This is a genomic window from Bacillus sp. CCB-MMP212, assembly GCF_022748145.1.
Classification (GTDB): Bacteria; Bacillota; Bacilli; order Bacillales; family Bacillaceae_G; genus Bacillus_A; species Bacillus_A cereus.
The window spans coordinates 155,840-176,954 of the sequence record NZ_JALDQE010000007.1 but is presented as its reverse complement, the minus strand read 5'-3'; the positions used below and the strand labels follow the sequence as shown (position 1 = coordinate 176,954).

The following is a 21,115-nucleotide window of genomic DNA, read 5'->3' as shown; positions in this document are numbered from 1 at the left end:
AAGGTGACTATAGATAGCTATCGAAAGGGAACAAATAATGATTTCTTATCATTAGAATTATAGGAAATGAAATAAGACCGCTCCTAATTTATAGGAACGGTTATAAATTTATCATGTGCTGGAGGTCAATCCGAATGGCATGGACTACCGTCTCTAAACAGTATGGACATGAAATTTGACGAGTATACATAAGAATAGTGGAAGCCGTAACGGATTATTAGTTCGTGGTACTGAAAGTGTAATTGATCAAATGAAATATAAAATCGCATAAGAGTTTGATATACAACTTGGTGCAGACGCAACCGCTCGTCCAAACAGACTGTTGGTGGTGAAATTACAAAACGTCTAATAGCAATGGCTGAGGAACAACTTGTCGGTCGATTCACTCGCTAATTATATAGTGTATGGATTAGAAGGAGAGGTTATAATCTCTCCTTTTTTAATGTGAAAAATTTATGCTCAAATTGTTTTCAAGGAATTTTAAGCAAAAGTACAAACTACTCTTCTAGATAGAAAGAGCTGAGCTAATAGTTAGGGATTCATCATTTTGATGAGGACATACTTAATAATAAAAAGCTAACTGCCATAAGAACATTACATAAATAGTAGTTTTTAAAAATTATTCAATTTTATTTTCAAATCTGTACAGTCTTTTCTTTCATCATACTCAATGTAAGCTATGTGACCATCGGGGCGAATTAAAATGACATCAATATTTTTTAATTGATAATCCTGTATTTCTCCTACAACCACCTTTGTGTGCGAATCAATGTTTATTTTATCTATTTCTTCTTTATAAGAAGGATGTATTAATAAAATATATTTACCATCTTGCATCAATTCAAAGAGTTTATAAGTTTTCTTATTTTGAGAAGAAATAGTAAGATTTGTACATCTTTTCCCTATTAATGGATGCTTTTCTTTCGTATGCATAGAGGAATATATAACCCCTAAGCCACTTACTCTTTCAGCTAAATCTTTATTCATCTCTGGGTATGTGAGTAAATGCGAGAATAACTCTCTTAATTCTATACCTGCATTTGAAAAGTTTATCATTAATTGTTCTTGTGCTTGTACATCCTTTAAAAATTGTTTTCCCACAGCATGTCGTTCAAAATGATAACTTTCTAATAGGCTTTCATATTTTTTTTGTTTTATAGCGAGTCCCAATTTCCATCCTAAATTAAAAGCATCTTGTAAACCTATATTCAAACCTTGTCCTCCTGCAGGGAAATGAATATGCGCTGCATCACCTGCCAAGAATACACGCTTATGTTGATAAGTATTTGCTAGTTTGGTTGCATTTCCAAAACGAGAAAGCCATATTGAGCTTTTAATTTGAACATGTTCACCTGTAATACTATAAATACTATCGATAAGCTCTTTTTCTGTGACAGCAACATGAACAGGTATTGTCTGATTCTTAGGATCTACAATTGCAAAACGAAATACATTAGGTGCAATAGGTACCATTATTATTAACCCATTTATATTAGATGTAGAAAAAAATGGGTTATCTGGTACATCTTCTAAAATGACATCGCCTAATATAGCTGTAGTTGTTGTATCTGTTCCATTAAAAGGTATATGTGATAACTCACGAACTACACTTCTTGCGCCATCAGCGCCTACTACATATGGAACTTCTATTTTATTTATCGTTTCTGCTTGTTCTATTTCTAGTTGTACGAATGTTTCATGCTGTTTTAAATCTTTTAATGTATGACCACGTTTAATATCTACACCTAATTCTAACGCACGCTCTTCTAATATTTCTTCTGTAATAGATTGGGGAATAAAAAGCGTATATGGAAAATCAGTATCTAAATTTTTAAAGTTTAATCTTGTATCTAGGGCAGCAAAATGGCTTGTATCTGATTTCTTCCCTCTAGATAAAAATCGATTTTCAATACCTCTCATAGCCATTAATTCTAAGGAGCGGGGGTGAAGTGTGAGTGCTCTAGAATTTCTTATCCGATTTAATCTTCTCTCTACAACGACAACTTTTACACCTTGAATAGCTAATTCACATGCTGTCATAAGTCCAACCGGACCACTGCCAACTACCGCTACATCATAATAATTTTCCATGTCATGCCCTCCATTTTTTTATTTAATTAAGAGCTAATACAAGAATTTGCACAATGGATTTGTAAACGATATCTATTGTGCAAATATAATTATACTCTATTTTAGTTTCCTTGGAAACTAAAATGAGATAACTTGAGATTTTCCCCATATCAAACATTCGATATGAAGGTTAATTGAATTCAATATGAGAAAGATAATAGGGTAATCTATTTTGAATTATTTAATGGAAGGGGTACGAGATTGAGATGAATAATTCATATAATGAAAAGACACATACATTGATTAAACAATTATTTAACAAGTTTTCACCAAAAGCTCCTGGCTTTGCATATATTGCTGTCAACAAATAAAAAAGTCTTTTACTGAATAAAAAAGTCCTTTACTAAATAAAAAAGTTCTTTACCGAGTAAAGGGCTCCGTAACAGGTTAAGGGAAGTGCACTCATACGGGTGTATTTTCTTACGATTGGTCAAGCTATGTTATTTGGAACATCTGTGTATCAAGGTGCATTATATAGGGTGGAAGTATTTTTCTGCCGTGAAATTTATTAAGTCTTGGTCGATTGAAGAAGGTTGCGGAAACAGTCGTTCTTCAAATGAATATTGTAAAAAGTAAAAGAATACATGTCAGTAATAAACAGGGGCGAATTACACTTCTCCCCTGTTTATTACTGTTTTAGTGATGGCGAAATTATCGGTAGATACACATAAAAAGTTGTTCCTTCGCCAAACTTACTTTTTACAGATACTGTTCCTCCATGTGCTTGCGTAATAGTCTGAGTAATTGCGAGCCCTAGACCAGATCCACCATGCTGTCTTGTTCTGGAATCATCAATTCTATAAAAACGATCGAATACATAAGGAAGGTTTTCTAATTTTATGCCTGATCCATTGTCCTTTAAGGATATTTCTACTTGATTCTCTAAGACCATTAAAGAAATTGTTATTTTGCCTGTAGTCGAATCAGTATGTTGGACGGCATTATGGAATAGGTTTAAAATAATTTGTTTGATTTTATTAGCATCATAAGTGCCTTTTACTCCTTCTGTTAGATCATATAATATCTGTCGATTTCCACCTAAAACGCTTAACTGTGGTTTCATTTGCCAGATAAGTTTGGTGAGATTGGTTTCCGATAAATGTAGTCCAGGCTCACGATCCATTTTTGCAAGAAACAATAAATCTTCTACTAACTTTATAATGCGTTTTGATTCGCCGTGCATACTGTTTAAAGCATTATAAAGCTGTTCAGGACGATCAGCTGCACCTCGTAATAATACTTCTAAGAAGCCATGAATTGATGTAAGTGGTGTTCTTAGTTCGTGAGAAGCATCGGCAATGAAACGTTTCATTTTCTCTTTTGTTTCTCTTTCATATTGAAAGGATGCCTCTAATCGCTTCAACATGTCATTATATGCTAAAGCTAATTGATCAACTTCTTCTTGCCCTTGGTGTGTAGGTAGTCGTTCAGCCAAATTCCCAGCATTCGTATTTTTTACTGCATTTACAATGTTAGAAAGAGGAATCAATGTATTTTTTAGAACCGGTAAATATAGTGCTAAACCGATAAGTAAAGCTAGTACAGATAGAACAATGAATGTTAGTAATTGCTGAAATAGAACATCACGTAAAGGAGCGATATCTGTTCCGATTTGAAGAATTTGATCAGGAACTTGATTAAAGTATCCATCAGAGTTGTTGGGAATTCCTCGAATAGGTTTAAAAACGATTAATTGCTCAATGCCCTCTTTATTACGTACTACTTTATAGGTTACTTGTTTACGATTCGAGAACTGTTCTAATATTTTTTCATACTCTTTACTAGATAACTTTGGCGAGGACATGCCCGTACTCTCTGCGAAATCCTTATAACCACCAGCTTGTCCGATAATTGCAAGTGAAATATCTTGTGAAAACAGAAATCTTGGTCGATTAGGATCAGGATGTTTTTTTTCATTATTTTCTGAGTTAAAAGGAAGTAAATCTAATTCTGGTGGTAAAGACATCATCTTCGCTCGTAATGTCTCGGCTTCATTTTTATACAAGAAGTCTTTCATTACCCAAAATTGTAAAAGACCAATACTCAAAAGAATAAGAGATAAAATAAATAATGTTCGAGTTAAAAGTTGCTTTCGTAAGGAGCGAGACATTAGTTTTTTGTTTTTCAAGAACTGGATTATTTTAATCATGGTAGATCCACACGATACCCCGATCCCCTAATTGTACGAATGAGTCGGTGTTCTTTATCTTTCAATTTTTCCCTGAGTGAACGAATATACACTTCCACAATATTTTCATCTCCTTGAAAATCATATCCCCATACTTTATCAAGTATCACACCCTTACTTAGTACAATCCCGTGGTTAATTACAATATATTTAAGTAGTTCATATTCAGTAGGAGAGAGTTCCAAAATTTGATCTTTAAATCGTATTTCTTTTCTACGATCATCCACCTTAAAAGGACCATAAATAATCTCGCTGAATAAATTAGGAAACTGATTACGAAGACGTGCGTGTATACGGGCAAGTAATTCATCAAAACTGAAAGGTTTAATCACATAATCGTCTGCACCTAATGTTAATCCTTTCACTCGATCATCTACTTCGTCTTTTGCAGTAAGCATAATCACGGAAGTAAGAGCGCCACTTTTTTTTATCATTCGGCATACTTCAAACCCATCTGTACCAGGCATCATTACATCTAAGATGGCCACATGAGGCTCAAATTCTTGTACTAAGTTCATGGCACTTATTCCATCCGTCGCTTTTTTTACTACATATCCTTCGTTCATTAACCCGATCTCTAAAAACTGCAAAATATGTGGTTCATCATCTACTATTAATATTTTAACCCCTTTAAGAGAGTTCATGTTCTATGCCTCCTTTTTCTTCCTTATTGTTAGTATCTACGATTATGCTTAAAATTTGCTGAAAGTCATTCAAATACCTGGTAGTTTTTTATTTTTTTGTCATTTTCTCTTTTCATACGAAAGATATTTCATGTATTCAGGAAACTTTCAGCTTACTTTCAAGTCCACTTCAGATAGAAGAAAGATAATACATTCAGGGCCTAGTTAACTTTATAAAATGATTAAGGAGTTGTAATTCTATGTTTTTACAATTGAAAAAACGATTGGATGTTCCTCTAATATTCATAGTCTTGTTAGCACTTTTTCTAAATGGCTATAATATTTGGACGGATCATTATGTGAATACTTATTATACGACTGCAGTGGCAAGTATGCTGCAAAACTTTCATAATTTCTTTTTTGGTTCCCTCGATTCAGCTGGGTCTGTAACGGTAGATAAACCACCTGTTGCATTTTGGATTCAAACAATTAGTGCCTATATTTTTGGGCTGCACGGCTGGAGTGTAATTCTACCTCAAGCATTGGCAGGGATAGGATCTGTATTGTTAATTTATTTTTTAGTTAAACCTTCTTTTGGTGTAGTTGCTGCACGTCTTAGTGCCTTAGCCTTTGCATGCACACCAATTGCAGCTGCAGTGAGTCGAACAAATAACATTGATAGCATGCTTGTATTTACTCTTTTGTTAGCTACTTGGCTCTTGTTTAAAAGTGTGAAGCGTGAAAGTGTTTGGAGTCTTTTAGGATCTTTCGCGGTAATTGGGATAGCTTTTAATATGAAGATGCTACAAGCATATATGATACTGCCTGCTTTTTATCTCTTTTATCTTTTAGCTGCGAAAGTAAACTGGAAAAAAAAGATTGGTTTCCTTACTGGTGCAACAGCTATCATGCTCGTTATTTCTCTTTCTTGGGCGGTAATTGTAGACAGTATTCCTGAAAACAAACGTCCGTATATCGGAAGCAGTGAAACAAATTCAGTTTTAGAATTAGCATTTGGTTACAATGGTATATCACGTCTTACTGGGAATCAGGGAGTACCTGGTGCGAAGGAACATCAACAATCGCCTCAAAATAATATGTGGGGAATGCCAAATGATGGTGCTGAGAATGGTAAACAGGAAGTTCCAGCAGATAAAGGAATGCCTAATGAAAATGATCAATCTCAAACACCTGAAGGTAACAATGAAGTAGTACAGAAAGATAATAATCAAAATGGAGCTAATTTACCACAAGGAAATGGTGATAATAGTCAAGGATTTCAAATAAACAAAGGGGATGGTCCACCGACAGGTAAAAATGGTGGTCCAGGTGGCATGGCAGGCGGTATGTTTGGAACTGGAGAAAAAGGGCCGTTCCGTCTATTCCAGTCTGAGTTATCTGGCCAGGCTAGTTGGCTGTTACCGTTTATTATTATTGCTAGTATTAGTTTATTGGCTAGTGTAAGAAGAAATAATATAACTTTAAAACATAAAGAAGCTGTCTTTTGGCTCGCATGGTTAATTCCAGTTATGGTATTTTTCAGTATTGCAGGATTTTTCCATCACTATTATTTAATAATGCTTGCGGCTCCTATTGCAGCTCTATTTGGAGCTGGTTCAACACAGCTTTTTGAGGATTATAAGAATAATACTGGCTGGAAGTCTTGGTTATTGCCAATTGCAGTTGTAGGAACAGCAGGTTTCCAATGGTATATCATGCATCCTTACAGTGATGTCATTGGAGCTGAGTGGCCACTTTGTATAGCAGTAGCCGGAATTATCATGACTTTTGTACTTGTTTTGTTCAAGTATAAGAAGATTGTATTACCTTTTACGCTGCATATTGCAGGATTACTTATATTATTCATCGGACCATTGTATTGGGCTGCTACGCCGATTACATATGGTGGAAATAGTATGCTCCCACAAGCGGGCCCAAGTTCAGCTGATGGTAAAGGAGCTTTTCCAGGAGCAATGCCTGGATTTTCTGAACAAGGAGGACCCGGTGGTAACGGACTTCCAACTGAACGGGAATATATTGAAAAAGATTCTGCTTCACCAGAAGATCACATGCAAATCCCAAACCCTAGTAAAAAATCTTCAGGATTACCAGGAAGCAAGCCAGGAGGTATGGATAACGAGAGTTTAGACGATAAAACTTTTTCATATTTAAAGAAAAATAATACCGGTGAACAATACTTATTTGCTACAACAAGTTATCAAACCGCAGCTCCTTACATTATAGATAAGGGGGAATCAGTAATAACGATGGGTGGTTTTTCTGGTTCAGATCCAGTGTATTCTGTTGTGGAATTAAAAGAGTTAGTTGTAAGTGGGAAAATAAAGTACTTCCTTATTTCAAATGAAGGAATGAGAGGGGGAAGTTCTGAAGTAACAAAATGGATTCAAGAAAATGGTGAGAAAATACCTTCTGAGGAGTGGCAGACAAAACAAACTGGTGGAAAAGAAGGTATGAATATGGGTGGTCCTGGGCGCTCAAATACTTTATATAAAGTAACTTTGTAAAGGAGTGGTTAGAGTGGGAAACAATATATGTTATTCAATAATCATCCCCATGTATAACGAAGAAGCTGTTATTGAAGAAACGTATCGAAGACTGAAAAGGGTCATGAAAGATGCAAATGGTACGTATGAATTACTATTTATTAACGATGGAAGCCAAGACAAATGTGCGGATATTATAAAGCAATTTATGATAGGTGATAAGACAGTAAAACTTATCGATTTTTCACGGAATTTTGGTCACCAAATTGCAATTACAGCTGGTATGGATTATGCAAATGGAGATGCAGTTATCATTATTGATGCTGATTTGCAAGACCCACCAGAGCTAATTCTGCAAATGATTGAAAAATGGAAAGAGGGGTATGAAGTAGTCTACGCTAAGCGAATGAAGCGTAAGGGTGAAACATGGTTTAAAAAATGGTCGGCAAGCACGTTTTATCGCGTGCTTCGCGCCTCCACAGATATTGATATACCAGTAGATACGGGAGATTTTCGCCTTATGGATCAAAAGGTATGTAAAGAAATGAGAAAGATAAACGAAAATAATAGATTTGTTAGAGGATTAGTTAGTTGGATCGGCTTTCGTCAAATAGCGATTGAGTATGTTCGAGATGAAAGAGTAGCAGGTGAAACCAAGTATCCCCTTAAACGAATGGTAAAGCTATGCTTAGATGGAATTCTGTCTTTCTCTTATAAACCTTTGAAGTTAGCAATTTATTCGGGTTTACTTCTTTCTAGCTCAGGCTTTCTATACTATATATATGTGCTATACCTTACTTTATTTACTGAAGCAACCATGAAAGGGTGGCCTTCTATCATTAGTATTATGCTAATTTTTAATGGCTTTATGCTATTTATGCTAGGCGTTATTGGTGAATATATTGGGCGGATTTATGATGAAACAAAAGGGAGACCTCTATATATTGTTCGAGAGTTTTATGGGGAACAGGAAAATGAAAAATTAGCAATCCGACATGAGACAGCGTATGAATGAAGATTTAATACGAATTTTTAAGTTTTTAATAGTAGGTATACTGAATACGGGCATAGATATAGTAATCTTTTCATTACTTGTCATGGGGGACGTGCCCATATTACTTGCGCAATCAATCTCCTATTGTTGTGGTGTTGCTAACAGTTACTTACTAAATAGGGTTTGGACATTTAAACAAGAGAAAAGTCGAGTTGCAGTAGAAGCATCTAAATTCATTTGTGTTAATCTTTTAAGTCTTATTGTAGTATCTCTAATACTAAGAAGTATGTATGATACCTTGGAGCAGTCGTTGATTGTCTCTAAAGTGACTGCAACTTTGATTGGTAGCTTAATAAACTATGTAGGATCGAGGTATTGGGTGTTTCATACTTCCCACACTAAACCAGTGAATTAAGATGGGATCTGATGGATTGTTTTATATTATTATATAGATTTAATGTGTGGAATTAGCAAAGACTTCCTCTGTTTCATTGAGGGAGTTCTTACTTGTCTAAACTATATAAACTTTTGCAGTGAAATCGTGTAGTTAATCTTTTGGTTTTTTATTACAAAAAAACTTTCGTAAGAGGTTTTACATGTAAGGTTGAACTTTTAAGAAAAAGTTAAGGAACGAAAGTCACAATAGGTTTACCAAAAACATATACGAGGTGGAATAAAAAATGGAACAAACGAAACAAAAGTTAATACAAATTTTACTCATAGTAAACTTGGGGATTAGTACGTGTGCAGCTATCGGAGTAGGTTATGTAGCTTATAAACAGAGTAAAAGTCCGGACTTTTCAGAGATGGGCTCAAGAGGGCGCGATAAGATGTTCCCGGGTAATGGTAACGGTCAATTCCAGCCGAATCAAGAACAATCAGGACAAACAGAGCAATAGAGAGGGGAATAGAGATTTGAAAAAGTGGATTATTATTTCAACCATTATTGTTGTAATAGGAGGAGCGAGCGCTTGGTTCTTTCTCCATAAAACAGATAAAACACAAGGTGTTGTGGCAACTTCTCAAACAACGACAGTACAACAAGGAAAACTGGAGGTAGCAGTTAGTGGTTCGGGTTCGGTTACAGCAAATACAGATCAAGATGTAACAGCGAAAGATACAATTCTTATTGTTGATACTATAAGTGTAGCGGCTGGAGATACAGTGAAAAAAGGTGACACGCTTGTAACCTTTAAAAATGGTGCTGTCGTTACGGCTCCATATGACGGGGAAATTCAATCAGTTAGTGTGAAAAAAGGCGGTAAAGCGTCACAAGGAACAATTCTTCTTCGTATGAAGGATGCAGATGGATATACATCACCTGTAACGAGAGGGAACAATAGTGCAAATTCAGATAAAGCAAGTGGCGGAAATGGTTTGACAGCCGATAGTGTCAGTGTAAAAGAAGGTGATGTTGTAGAGGCAGGTGCAACACTTGTAACCTTTACAGATGGAAGTATTTTGCAAGCCCCAGTAACGGGGACAATTACAAGCCTTTCTGTTGCAAGCGGTGATTCTGTACAAGCTGCGGATCCAATTGCACACATAACAAACTACAACGCTTTGCAAACAACGATTAGTGTTGATGAATTAGATGTACCGAAAGTAAAAGAAGGTCAAGCGGTAAAAATAACAGCAAGTGCATTCGGAGATGAAACATTCAGCGGAAAGGTAACAAATGTAGCAGCAAAAGGAACAGCGGACAAAGGCGTTTCTACATTTGACGTAACTGTACAAATTGAAGATCCGAAAAATATGAAGATTGGTATGTCAACAGAAGCAAGTATCTCAATAGAAAGTAAAGAAGGCGCATTATATGTCCCAGTAGAAGCGGTGCATACAAACGGAAATGAAAAATATGTACTAGTTCCTACATCTTCAGACGATGTAGCGCAGTCAACAAAAAAAGTAACAGTAGAAACTGGTATTTCAAATGATACGCATGTAGAAATTACAAAAGGATTAGCAAAAGGAGATACGGTGCAAATACCGAGAGTTCAATCTAAAGGGAATTCTTCTCAAGGACCTATGATGATGCCTGGAGGAAACTCTCAAGGAGGATTTGGTGGCGGCAATTTCCAAGGAAGACCTGGTGGTGAATTTGGAGGAAGATCTAACGGCGGAGCTCCAGCTGGTGGCGGACAAGGAGGGCGTTAATGTTATGGTAGAGCCAATTATTCAAATAAAGAACATGAAGAAAGTCTATGAACTTGGTGGCGAAACAGTAATGGCTCTAAAAAGTGTTTCCCTCGACATTCAAAAGGGCGATTTTATCTCTATCATAGGACCATCAGGCTCTGGGAAATCAACATTTATGAACATGATTGGATGCTTAGATCGACCGGATTCAGGTGAATACTTACTAGATAATGAAGAGATAGGGAAAATGAAAAGCTCTGAGCTGGCGACGATTCGAAATGAAAAAATAGGTTTTATATTTCAAAATTTCAACCTGATAGCGAAACTTACAGCAGTTGAGAATGTAGAGCTTCCACTCATTTACCGAGGCATGAAAGCGGGAGAACGAAGAGAAACGGCATTAGAAGCATTACGAAAAGTAGGGTTGGCAGATAGAGCGAATCATTTGCCTTCTCAATTGTCTGGTGGGCAGCAGCAACGTGTCGCAATAGCACGTGCGTTGGCTGGACATCCTCCTATTCTACTAGCAGATGAACCGACCGGAGCACTTGATAGTAAAACGAGTAAAGAAATATTAGGAATTATGAATGCATTAAATGAGCAAGGGCACACCATTATTCTGATTACGCATGATTTAGATGTTGCAAAGAAAGCAAGCCGCGTCGTTCGGATTCACGATGGACAGCTCTATGAGAATGGAGGTGAATGGTTTGCAAACATTCAAAATGGCACTGAAAAGCATTAGAGCAAATAAAATTCGAGCATTTTTAACGATGCTTGGGATTATTATCGGTGTATCCTCTGTTATAGTCATGGTTGCGATAGGACAAGGATCGACAAAAGAGGTACAAGATCAAATTGGCAACTTAGGTACAAATGTATTAACGGTATCGATTACGGATTCAGATGCTACATTTAAAGAAAAAGATACAAAACAAATTCAGGATATCGATGGTATTAAAGCTATTGCACCGACAGTATCAGGAAGAGTAACAGTGAAACATGAAAAAACGAATACACAAGTATCAATGATTGGAACAACTTCTTCGTACTTAGACGTCCGTGATTTAAAACTGCAATCTGGACGCTTCATTGCAGACCTAGATCAGGGGAATCATTCAAAAATTGCTGTACTTGGTGCAAGCACAGCACAAACATTATTCGGTTTAGGAGACCCGGTCGGTAAATCAGTAAAGGTAAACGGAACGTCTTATAAAGTTGTTGGAGTTCTTGAATCAGTGGGAAGTTCTTTAGGAACAAGCGGAGATAGTACGATTATTGTTCCGCTTAGCACCGGACAGCGTTTAGCTCCCACTACGAATGTTGGGACAACATATGTGAAGGTAGAAAATGAAGATATGATTAATTTCATATCGAACCGAATTGAAAGAACGATGAATTCAATCATAGGTGATACAGATAGTTATAGCGTATCAAGTCCAAAAGATTTAATGGAAACTGCATCATCTGTCAATGATACGATGACATTAATGCTAGGCGGAAGTGCAGCAATCTCTCTTATCGTAGGCGGGATTGGCATCATGAATATTATGCTCGTATCAGTTTCAGAACGTACGAAAGAAATAGGAATTAGAAAAGCAATTGGAGCAAAGCGTAAAAACATTCTGCTTCAATTCCTTATCGAAGCAGTTGTGTTAAGTTCGTTCGGTGGAATAATTGGAATAGGGATTGGGGTAATCAGTGCTCAAATATTTACGCTAGCCACAGGTACAACAATAGCGTACTCTATACCAGTTATGCTGTTATCATTTGTTTTCTCTTTATTAGTTGGAGTTGTATTCGGTGTATTTCCGGCGAATAAAGCGTCTAAACTTGACCCAATTCAAGCACTACGATATGAATAGAAAAAACAAAGCGATCGTGTCCAGCGATTGCTTTGTTTTTTACTATGTAAGAAAACAGGATTCTAAAAATGTAATTATATAAAAAGATACTGATTCATAAAGGAGTAGTAATAAATACATCGAAGTTGATATTATCTTATTTAAAATAGATAAAAGTATATAAAGGAAGATTCGATATTTTAGGTTATTTTGGGCTGGGAAAATTATTTATCATTAATATTTCGTAAGCCATAAGGTACGTTTTACAACTTACAGGTAAAAGAATACTCTTTTATAGATGAAGGTACTTTTTATGTCAGGTATTGTAATTGTTTAAAAAATATGAAGCATAAAAATCCAAAAGAAAAAAGATCTTTACTTAGTCAAGAAATATAGAATTTCAATAATTAATAGTAAAGAACTTTTTTATTTGGGGACAATTGCTAGTGTTGATAGCGGGGTAACTTATAAAGGTACGGTTGGCTTAGCTTCTATAGAGAAAAATTTACCTATAACTACAAAAAATATTTTTAATATTGCCTCAGTTTCTAAACAATTCATTGCATTTTCTATATTACTCTTAGAACAAGAGGGAAGATTGAGTTTAGATGATTCAATTGTAAGGTTCGTCCCTTTTATAGGAACATATGCTGAACCTGTAACATTGAAACATCTAATTCATCATACTGGTGGACTAGTTGATTATATGGCATTAGCTGAATCAGTAAATATTAAATTTACTGATTCATTAACTGTGAAAGAATCGCTAAACCACCTTAATAGTCAACAAATTGCAAGGTTCGCAGCTGGTACAAAATTTGAGTATAGCAATACAGGATATTTTTTATTATCACAAGTGGTAGAGAAGGTAAGCGGCAAGTCTCTACGTCAGTTTACAAAGGATCGTATTTTTGACCCTTTAAATATGAGAGACACAACAATTATAGATTACTACCCAACTACTGTACCAATTACTAGTGGGTATTCGAAGAATGAGCAAGGATCATATAAAATCTATGAAAGTCCTTGGGAACATACAGGTGATGGGGCACTACATGCAACAGTTGAAGACCTGGTAAAGTGGGGAGAAAATCTAACTACAGGTACTTAACAAAAACGCTATTTTATAAAAAAAGAACCTGCTAACTGCAACGAGTTCTAAAAAAGAGTTTAACTCTGTGTGAGTGCTTCTTTTCTATAATTGTACAGGCCAGATATTGATCCCAAAAGAAGTGAGATGGAGATTATCATGATGAGATACTGTCTGGAATAGATAGTATTTGTAGGCATCCACAGAATAAAGAGGGCTAAAAAGACAAGTAGTGAAGTACACATTGTATAAGAGATTTGGAGCTTGATTCTAAGTCTTTCTATGTCGTTGGTACCTATTTTCTTAAATGTTATAGAGAATAAGATGACAGATGCTAGAGTAAGAAAGGTTGTTATACCTACAAATAAATTAAAATGAAGAATGTCACTAGATAACCATGATTCTAACCATTGAAAAATAACCATTTTATCATCCTTTCTTAAATGTCTAAATGATAAATGTTGTTAATCTATGTATATATTAACATATTGTGGGTTTTGAGAGAGAGTATAACAAAAACTTCACTTTGTAGAAAAGGATGTGCAGATTGAAACCTGAAGAAGTTAATCAGCTTATCATTGATTTAGAATGTAGAAAATCTAGGTTAAAACGGATCCAAAATGGTCTTTCAAGAATCCATAGCGAGGAATATAGAGAGGGTGTTAATAAACAAATAGGCATTTTAGACCATGTACTTATGAAATTGAATTGGATTGTGAGGGACGAAAGAAATTAGCATAAAAATTTCATTTTGTATAAAAGGGGAATGGATTGATATGTACGATAAAGAGAAAGTATACGATGAGGAAATTGCACCTTTATTGTAACGAATCCTAAAAATATGTAAACGAGAAGATCTTCCTATGGTCGCGCAGTTTTATTTATCTGAAGAGTCTCCATATAGCGACTCAGTTCAACCGTTATATTGTTCGTCAGTAATTATCCCAGGTGAACGTAATGAAAAAGAAGGAATTCAGCAATTAAAATCAATCTCTAAAATTATGAAATACGGAACCAATGGGCCGCCAGTGGTAATGACAGCAATGATTTGAAAATAAAAGAGCAGCTAGCAAAAGCTAACTGATCTTATAAGGAAATCGGAGAAAGATAACCATGTGTCTACATTATTGACGAGATATTGAGTTTTAAACACAAAGAATGACGTTTAACTTAATGCATAGCCAACGATTAAAGTTAGTGTTAAAAACACTGATAATAAAAGTGTTAGTAGAACTGTCGCTATGCTTCTAAGCATAGCAACCCAATTATCTATTTTAGAAAAGCCTTTCATACCAGCAAAAAAAGTTCCTATTGTTAAAACTAGTAAAAAAAATAAAGGATGGACAGGTAGCGAATTCATAATAAACAATTTCGTTTCAGATGAGGCTATCGAACCCATTTCAAGATATAAGAGGAATAAACCAATGCAAATAAAAGAAAAAATAAAGGACCATAGATTGATGTTATGTTTCATTGCTTTCTCCTATATAATTAAAATATTTACATTTGATTTTACTGGAAAATTAAAGAAAAAGATAGCGATTATAAATCGAAATAAATTTTTTAACAAAATAATCCTTTTCTAATAAAAGGTTACTAAAATATGAGAAAATGATATAATAATCCAAATTAAACATTTAGTCCTACTGGAAGAACCAGCGGACATCGAACTATAAGAGCATTAGTGATATTGCTCTGTAGTTTGGTGTCCGCTATTTTGTTTTTATTAACAAAATATATAAGGGGTATTTTTATATATGGCGCAATTAACTTTTTTACCTAAAATTGATCGCAAAGCAACGCAGACTCGTTTAGAAGAGATTCTTGAAAATGTTCCTATTTATAGACAACTTGGGATGCTTAGACATGAGATGAAGGTTACAGCATCTAGCGAGGTAAGATATCACGGTCCAACAAATATAGTAGGGAAGCCAGCTGAAGATATTGCTTTAGCAAATGTTGTATGAGTGAAAGAGAAGTGAAACTACAACGTTTATCTTTTCAAATTGATAAGGCATTAAGTCGTTTTAGTAAAAACCAAAGGGATATTATTGTAAAACGATATTTAGAAGATGAAGAGGTCTTTGATTACATGGTTTATAACAAAATTGGTATGAGTGAGCGTACGTATAGACGAAATAAATCTAATTATAATTTGTATCAAAACTCTGTTTCAAGTGTGAACTCTGATTACCAGTATTACCAAAATGATATGTCGACTGTTGAACAGGATTACCATCTATATTCAAATCCTGGTACTAAATATAAAGATGAACGATCTACAAGAAGAGAAATTCAGTTATCACCTGGTTCAGCGTCACAAACCGACCTTGGAAATGGTTTTATATCATTTAGATGGACAGGCTATGATATTAATACAGACGAATATCTTGTTGCTTTTTTAAATGCGCCTGGAATGAAAGTTATAAATGGAGGATGGGCACCAAAGGATTACGCTCCTTTCTATGCAATGGAGAGTTTTCCTAGAAGAATAGATCAATGGGTAATTACTACGTTTAATTCAACGCCAGGAACAGGGAGCCCAAGACCAATTTAATTTTATTTAATTGCAAAAGCTTAAGGATATTAATTTCTGTAATAGTCTGAAAGAGTAAAACACCAAGAGTTGGCATTAAAAGACATAGATCACAATTTAATAAAAAAGAATGAAGATAGGTCTAAAGTATATCTAAGCATCCATAATTGGGTGCTTTATATTTTGGAGAAAATTAAGAGAGGAATGAGGATAATTGGAAAGTGTATTAAACGGTAAGATTGCTGTACTCGGTCTTATACCTATTGATAAAAAAGCATATATCAAATACATTAAACCTCATGAGAAAGCGTACAAGAAGTCTGGGATTGATGTTAATCAATTCAAATATTATAAGTTATATGAACAGAAGCCGATGTTTTATTCTGTAGAATATCTCACACAAACGCCAATAAAAGATTTATTGGAAAGAGATAGAGGGAATCGAATACGCTGTGTAAAGACAGATGAATGAATATAAAACTAAACAACAGAAGCGTAAGTTCTATGACAGTGGTGACGGGAATAGTATACGTGAACAAGTAAAGAAATGTGACAACTATGAATATCCAGAATGTAAACGTAATGGTCGGGTTCGTTTTGATACGAATGAGTACAGTGAGAGTGCCCAGTGTAAGAAGATACAACTAGTTGTTCATCATATCAAAGAGCTTGCACTTGATATAGATAATCTCGAAACAATCTGTGTGGATCGCCATAATAAAGAACACGGTAGAATATTTAAAAAGAAAATCAACAAATGGGAACACGATGAAAATTGGTAAAAATGATGAATTAAACCAAGTAATCGAAACATCTTGGCAAGAATTAAAGAAAGCCTGGTCAATGATAAAAACGGTGAAAGGTTCTAAGTACATTGAAGCTTCAGCTTCGCAAGCTAAAAAACTGAAAATAATTTTAGTCAGCTTTTTAATTACTATAATCTAGTATCTGTCTAAAAATGTTAATTTTCAGAATTTTCAATAAAAATGATTAGATTATACTAACTTAATGATAATGATTAAAAAGGCTACTATAGAACCCAAACATTAGTAGAAGAAAAACATATACAAGTATTATGAGTTTGAAAATTTCATAAACTCTAAAATCTTATAAAAAGAGGAGCATAAAACATGAGCGAACAATGTCCAATTAATGTACCATGTCAGGTAGCGGGACAAACCCAAACACCATTAAGTGATGAGACTGCAACACCAATTGTTACTCCAGGAGCACCTATTGTAAAGATTCCAGTTGTATTAGCTGAAAGAACGCTTCAAATTGTTGTAGAGTCCGATATTTCATTAGAGCCTCCAGCAGTCGAAATTAAACGCATCTTAAAAAACGTATTTTTAACACAATGTAAGTTAGTGCCTGTAGCATTTGTACCAGTACCAGGTACACCTTACCGACGAGTTACAAGAGCGAAATTATTTGTACAAGGCTATATTCGTAAAAATATTGAATATGCAAATGACGAGTGTAATGGAGTTCTATATGATCGTATTGCAAATGTTCCATTTTCTGGTTTTGCAGATCTGACAGAAGGTGATTTTCTATCATTAGCTTTAGTAGCTTCTTCTTCGGACACTACTTCTCATTTTATAAATCCTAAAAACGGTGATTTACCACGTCTAGACAAATATTTCTTTGAAAATGCAGTTTTTTATAACGAACAACCATATTGTGAATTAGTAAGCGCTCAATTTTTTGAATTAGACTTTTCACCTTGTTCTACAGACCTAAACGAACCATTTGATACGCTTCGTGAAAAAATTGTACTAGATCTTACTTTAAAAGTTTTACAAGTACAACAAGTACAAGTAGCACTATAAAAATAAAAAGAAATTGTCTTTTTAATAAAGACAATTTCTTTTTATTTTTATACAACATATATAATGATGAAATGGTCACATACAAAAAACAAATTTTTTGAATTTCATCAGACGGGGGGATGGTGATGAAAAATCCATGGATTGGTAAGGGAATATGGGATGAAATTTACAAGTATAAAAACCTGAATATACAAGATAATTTACACGAAAAAAGAGGTGAAAAAGAAGAAGTACCACCTGAATTAAAGGAAGAAGATGTAGCATCAAAATTAGAGAAAGAAGGTCAAGCGTCTGGATCACAAATAGGGCCTTTAATACGCTCACTGGTGGTCAAAACTCCATTTTCTATTTTTTCAGAAGTAACTAGTTTTAAAATATTTCCAAAAATAAATGTAAAAAATCAAGAAGCATTTGTATTTAGGAATGAAAAAGGTGTAGAAGGGCGTGAATTAGATTGTAAGTTATTAAATACAGTGCAACAATATCATTCGGATAGTTATTGTAAATTAGTTTCTTTAAATCTTCATGAGAAGAGAGTTCATTTTGAATTATATAACCAAAAAAATAAAGGGAATAAAGAAGAGAATAAGGTAGAGGCATCTTCATGGATTCCTATTCACAGTATAATATTAGAGAGTGAAAATGGGGAAGACGTAAATAATTTTATTACAGCGAAACTACCAATAGAAATAGGAAGATATAAAGGTGAAATTAGTTTACGAGAAAAGGTTGTATTTAAAGAAAAAGTCATAGGAATAAAAGAGGTTGAACAGGAGATTATTTTGACAAAAAACGAATTTTTAATACCAAAGGTAAAAAAGAATGGGCAAAATACACTTACAGTTGAAAAAGGGAGCTTATTGGTAGAAGGGTATATATATCAATGTATTCAATACATATCAGAACAAAGTACACTTCATGATAATGAGCATCAGTTAATACAAAATATTGTATTGGAGTTAATCATTCAAGTAATACAAGAACAAGAAGTACAAGTGCGAATTAAATAAAAATAATTATATTCCCTCGATTAGCTGATTATTTTTATTCGTAGTGTATCGATGGGGATTCTTTTGTAAATCATTCAGTGCTGCAAACTAATTGTTAAATGGTTTATCCTTGATAAATTCAATTTTACTTTGTTACTAAATAGTATGAATCTCCTCTGGTTTATGTTTTAAAAAAGTGCTAACGTACAACATATTGAGAATAAACGAGTATTTAGTTTTATTATGAGTATTAAAGTAACCAACAATTGTAGTAATCTAAAATTTTCATTTATAATCCACAAGAGAGAGTCTTTATATACCAATTATAGAAGGATTCAAATTATGTATTTTTTACATAATAAAATCAAATTTAAAACGAATAATAAATAGCTTTTAAAGCTAACGTAAGTATGTGAAAAAATAAAAGTTCAACAATGCAAAATTGCTGAACTTTTATTCCTTATTCTTTCCTATTCTGCCTAAACTATCTTTAATAGTTGTTTCCCCAAGTTGTGTATATAGCAAAGCTGTATCTTGACTCGTATGTCCAAGTTGCTGCATGACTTGTAATGAGTCTTTCTCTTCCATATATAATTTATTTGCCAATGTATGTCTTAATTTATGAGGAGACATTCTTTTTCCATAAGCTTTAGTATATTTTTCTACTATATCTTGGATAGCCCTAACTGAAAGAGGCTGTGCAGTATGTTTATATTTTGATAGAAACACATTTTTCAATTCTTTCCCTGGAGCGTATTTGTTATCTCGAATTTCCATATATTTTTCAAGATCATTTAATGCAATTGGGGTAATCCATACAGAATCTTCTTTGTTTCCTTTTCGTATTACATCAATGAGTCTTTCTTTTAAGTTTATATCTTCCATACGAAGATCCGCCAATTCACTTACACGAATGCCACTGCCAAGAAAAAGCGAGAGGATTGCTACGTCGCGATCTTTATCTCTTAGGAAATAGAACAACTGATGTTTTGTTAAAGATTTTTCGTGCTCATACTTAACGTAATTTAAAAACTCTTGATCATCATTATTATGAAATATTTTAGATCTCATACGTTTTGCACGAGCATTTAATGTTTCTTTATCTTTATGTATTTCGATTTTAGCCATTACATTTCTATAAAAATAACATTCTCCATCTTCATTCTCTGATAGGGAGGTAAGGTATTTAAATAAGGATTTTAAGGCTGAAATTTTCCTGTTAACAGAAGAATTCTGCATGTTCTGTTGTAGTTTTAGAAATCTCATAAAGTTCTCAACATCTTTTTTCTTTAAATTCTCCAAATCAGCGAAGGATATGTCTTTAATGGGTTTTAATTCAATAACTTGTTCAGATAATAGCCAATTAAAGAAGACTCTAAAATCATATACATAATTCAGTAGGGTGGAGGGAGAGGCGTCATGCAATTCTTTGTACTCCACAAATTCTTCTATGTAAAAGGGCATTTCGTTTAGATTTTCGTATAATTTTTTACGATGTACGGATTTTTGACGTTGCTTGCTGTAGTCCATAAAAATCACCTCATATATAATATAACAGAAAACAGAATCGAACACAAGTTCGCGTTAAATTCAATTTTTACACAAACTTATTTACATAACTAAATTATGAAATACTAAAATATACACAAAATTGAATGATATAGTGTAGTTAGTCAAATGAAAATTATAGCTAACTAAGTGATAAATTTGTATAAGACCATAAAAATTAGTGTAAAAACTACATATAAATGTATGTAAAATAAAACAATTTTTTTATATAAATTCATACAAAAAAATCAATATATGAAAACAGTTCAAAATTCGTTATCTAACATGAATTGGCTAATTTAATCATGATTATGAGGGGTTAATTAGATCAACTTAAGAAAAAATCTTATAAATTAAAATGTAATCTACCATAAAAAATATTAATAACTAACTTAGCAGTTTATGATTTCTATATAAAGCATGAATTATATAGACACATACCAATATACAGAGATTTATGCTATCGAGCTCGAAATCCCTAAATACTGTATTAGATTTTTAATTATACATCTTATTATTCGTAAAATTGGTATTTCGTGCGAACTTGTTGTTTGTTTTTTAGAATAATAATTACACCCTTCTATCTTCACTTATTCCAACTATTCTCTCTTCATATTAAAAATACCCTATAGATTATTCTCATTTTCTATAAGGTATTATTTCATATGAATTCTCTTATCTTATATTGATTTTGCCTT

17 protein-coding genes and 5 pseudogenes are annotated in these 21,115 nt (G+C 33.9%); 17 read left to right on the top strand and 5 right to left on the bottom strand.

Going from position 1 to position 21,115, the window contains the following annotated elements:
* The first annotated feature begins 184 nt into the window (after positions 1-184).
* Positions 185-393 (top strand): annotated as a pseudogene (locus MRP26_RS20720) (alpha/beta-type small acid-soluble spore protein).
* A gap of 219 nt (positions 394-612) precedes the next feature.
* On the opposite strand, the gene MRP26_RS20715 reads toward MRP26_RS20720, so the two are convergent.
* Positions 613-2,091, bottom strand: a complete 1,479-nt coding sequence (locus MRP26_RS20715) for an FAD-dependent monooxygenase (protein ID WP_088344710.1) — start codon at positions 2,089-2,091, stop codon at positions 613-615.
* Positions 2,092-2,336: 245 nt separating this feature from the next.
* On the opposite strand from MRP26_RS20715, the pseudogene MRP26_RS31085 reads away from it, so the two are divergent.
* Positions 2,337-2,429 (top strand): annotated as a pseudogene (locus tag MRP26_RS31085) (serine hydrolase); the annotation flags it as partial.
* Between the two features lie 329 nt (positions 2,430-2,758).
* Here MRP26_RS31085 and MRP26_RS20710 read toward each other — a convergent pair.
* Together MRP26_RS20710 and MRP26_RS20705 are read right to left on the bottom strand one after the other, a co-directional pair.
* Positions 2,759-4,279, bottom strand: coding sequence for a sensor histidine kinase (locus MRP26_RS20710; RefSeq protein WP_242806790.1), 1,521 nt, complete (start codon positions 4,277-4,279; stop codon positions 2,759-2,761).
* The gene (locus MRP26_RS20705) at positions 4,276-4,962 is read right to left on the bottom strand and encodes a response regulator transcription factor (protein WP_088344714.1); all 687 of its coding nucleotides are present in this window, start codon (positions 4,960-4,962) and stop codon (positions 4,276-4,278) included. The genes MRP26_RS20710 and MRP26_RS20705 overlap by 4 nt, the downstream gene beginning before the upstream one ends.
* 239 nt (positions 4,963-5,201) lie before the next feature.
* On the opposite strand from MRP26_RS20705, the gene MRP26_RS20700 reads away from it, so the two are divergent.
* The 9 genes and pseudogenes from MRP26_RS20700 to MRP26_RS20665 all read left to right on the top strand — a co-directional run bounded on the left by MRP26_RS20700 (position 5,202) and on the right by MRP26_RS20665 (position 14,564).
* Entirely contained in the window at positions 5,202-7,466 is a 2,265-nt protein-coding gene (locus tag MRP26_RS20700) for a glycosyltransferase family 39 protein (protein WP_088344715.1), read from the top strand.
* 13 nt (positions 7,467-7,479) lie between these two features.
* Positions 7,480-8,460, top strand: coding sequence for a glycosyltransferase (locus MRP26_RS20695; protein WP_088344717.1), 981 nt, complete (start codon positions 7,480-7,482; stop codon positions 8,458-8,460).
* Positions 8,441-8,854, top strand: coding sequence for a GtrA family protein (locus MRP26_RS31080; RefSeq protein WP_071724355.1), 414 nt, complete (start codon positions 8,441-8,443; stop codon positions 8,852-8,854). The genes MRP26_RS20695 and MRP26_RS31080 overlap by 20 nt, the downstream gene beginning before the upstream one ends.
* A gap of 265 nt (positions 8,855-9,119) precedes the next feature.
* A complete protein-coding gene (locus MRP26_RS20690) occupies positions 9,120-9,338 on the top strand; it encodes a hypothetical protein (protein ID WP_048564053.1) in 219 nt (72 codons plus the stop codon).
* Between the two features lie 16 nt (positions 9,339-9,354).
* Complete coding sequence (locus MRP26_RS20685) at positions 9,355-10,596, top strand: efflux RND transporter periplasmic adaptor subunit (protein ID WP_088344719.1); 1,242 nt, start codon at positions 9,355-9,357, stop codon at positions 10,594-10,596.
* 4 nt (positions 10,597-10,600) lie between these two features.
* Positions 10,601-11,323, top strand: a complete 723-nt coding sequence (locus MRP26_RS20680; RefSeq protein ID WP_033699979.1) for an ABC transporter ATP-binding protein — start codon at positions 10,601-10,603, stop codon at positions 11,321-11,323.
* Positions 11,289-12,443 (top strand): ABC transporter permease, encoded by a 1,155-nt coding sequence (locus tag MRP26_RS20675; RefSeq protein ID WP_371127607.1) that lies wholly within the window; start codon positions 11,289-11,291, stop codon positions 12,441-12,443. Before MRP26_RS20680 ends, MRP26_RS20675 begins: the two co-directional genes overlap by 35 nt.
* A gap of 418 nt (positions 12,444-12,861) precedes the next feature.
* Positions 12,862-13,530: pseudogene (locus MRP26_RS20670) on the top strand (serine hydrolase domain-containing protein); the annotation flags it as partial.
* A gap of 845 nt (positions 13,531-14,375) precedes the next feature.
* On the top strand, positions 14,376-14,564 hold the full coding sequence (locus tag MRP26_RS20665) for a hypothetical protein (protein ID WP_088344725.1): 189 nt from the start codon (positions 14,376-14,378) through the stop codon (positions 14,562-14,564).
* A gap of 113 nt (positions 14,565-14,677) precedes the next feature.
* Here MRP26_RS20665 and MRP26_RS20660 read toward each other — a convergent pair whose 3' ends face one another.
* Positions 14,678-14,986: a hypothetical protein gene (locus MRP26_RS20660; RefSeq protein ID WP_080470023.1), complete on the bottom strand. Its 309-nt coding sequence runs from the start codon at positions 14,984-14,986 to the stop codon at positions 14,678-14,680.
* Between the two features lie 283 nt (positions 14,987-15,269).
* Between MRP26_RS20660 and MRP26_RS20655 the strand changes: the two are divergent.
* The 6 genes and pseudogenes from MRP26_RS20655 to MRP26_RS20630 form a co-directional block, all read left to right on the top strand.
* A pseudogene (locus tag MRP26_RS20655) lies at positions 15,270-15,661 on the top strand (ArpU family phage packaging/lysis transcriptional regulator); the annotation flags it as partial.
* Positions 15,662-16,262: 601 nt separating this feature from the next.
* Entirely contained in the window at positions 16,263-16,520 is a 258-nt protein-coding gene (locus MRP26_RS20650; protein WP_242806788.1) for a hydrolase, read from the top strand.
* Positions 16,513-16,830, top strand: a complete 318-nt coding sequence (locus MRP26_RS20645) for an HNH endonuclease family protein (RefSeq protein ID WP_088344731.1) — start codon at positions 16,513-16,515, stop codon at positions 16,828-16,830. Before MRP26_RS20650 ends, MRP26_RS20645 begins: the two co-directional genes overlap by 8 nt.
* Positions 16,831-16,834: 4 nt before the next feature.
* A pseudogene (locus MRP26_RS20640) lies at positions 16,835-16,975 on the top strand (phage head closure protein); the annotation flags it as partial.
* Positions 16,976-17,178: 203 nt separating this feature from the next.
* Positions 17,179-17,880 carry a CsxC family protein gene (locus tag MRP26_RS20635; protein ID WP_088344735.1) on the top strand — a complete coding sequence of 234 codons (702 nt, stop codon included), beginning with the start codon at positions 17,179-17,181 and terminating at the stop codon, positions 17,878-17,880.
* A 125-nt stretch (positions 17,881-18,005) separates the two neighbouring features.
* Complete coding sequence (locus tag MRP26_RS20630) at positions 18,006-18,890, top strand: BC_2427 family protein (RefSeq protein WP_197241966.1); 885 nt, start codon at positions 18,006-18,008, stop codon at positions 18,888-18,890.
* 432 nt (positions 18,891-19,322) lie between these two features.
* Here the strand turns inward: MRP26_RS20630 and xerS are convergent, their stop codons facing one another.
* Positions 19,323-20,399 (bottom strand): tyrosine recombinase XerS, encoded by a 1,077-nt coding sequence (xerS, locus tag MRP26_RS20625; protein ID WP_000386619.1) that lies wholly within the window; start codon positions 20,397-20,399, stop codon positions 19,323-19,325.
* Between the last annotated feature and the right edge of the window lie 716 nt (positions 20,400-21,115).

Excerpts from the sequence above, each read along its gene's own strand:
- MRP26_RS20690 (WP_048564053.1), top strand. The coding sequence starts at position 9,120 with ATGGAACAAACGAAACAAAAGTTAATACAAATTTTACTCATAGTAAAC.
- MRP26_RS20680 (WP_033699979.1), top strand. The coding sequence starts at position 10,601 with ATGGTAGAGCCAATTATTCAAATAAAGAACATGAAGAAAGTCTATGAA.
- MRP26_RS20645 (WP_088344731.1), top strand. The coding sequence starts at position 16,513 with ATGAATGAATATAAAACTAAACAACAGAAGCGTAAGTTCTATGACAGT.
- MRP26_RS20715 (WP_088344710.1), bottom strand. The coding sequence starts at position 2,091 with ATGGAAAATTATTATGATGTAGCGGTAGTTGGCAGTGGTCCGGTTGGA.
- MRP26_RS20700 (WP_088344715.1), top strand. The coding sequence starts at position 5,202 with ATGTTTTTACAATTGAAAAAACGATTGGATGTTCCTCTAATATTCATA.
- MRP26_RS20665 (WP_088344725.1), top strand. The coding sequence starts at position 14,376 with ATGGTCGCGCAGTTTTATTTATCTGAAGAGTCTCCATATAGCGACTCA.
- MRP26_RS31080 (WP_071724355.1), top strand. The coding sequence starts at position 8,441 with ATGAGACAGCGTATGAATGAAGATTTAATACGAATTTTTAAGTTTTTA.
- MRP26_RS20630 (WP_197241966.1), top strand. The coding sequence starts at position 18,006 with ATGAAAAATCCATGGATTGGTAAGGGAATATGGGATGAAATTTACAAG.
- MRP26_RS20635 (WP_088344735.1), top strand. The coding sequence starts at position 17,179 with ATGAGCGAACAATGTCCAATTAATGTACCATGTCAGGTAGCGGGACAA.
- xerS (WP_000386619.1), bottom strand. The coding sequence starts at position 20,399 with ATGGACTACAGCAAGCAACGTCAAAAATCCGTACATCGTAAAAAATTA.
- MRP26_RS20705 (WP_088344714.1), bottom strand. The coding sequence starts at position 4,962 with ATGAACTCTCTTAAAGGGGTTAAAATATTAATAGTAGATGATGAACCA.
- MRP26_RS20710 (WP_242806790.1), bottom strand. The coding sequence starts at position 4,279 with ATGATTAAAATAATCCAGTTCTTGAAAAACAAAAAACTAATGTCTCGC.
- MRP26_RS20660 (WP_080470023.1), bottom strand. The coding sequence starts at position 14,986 with ATGAAACATAACATCAATCTATGGTCCTTTATTTTTTCTTTTATTTGC.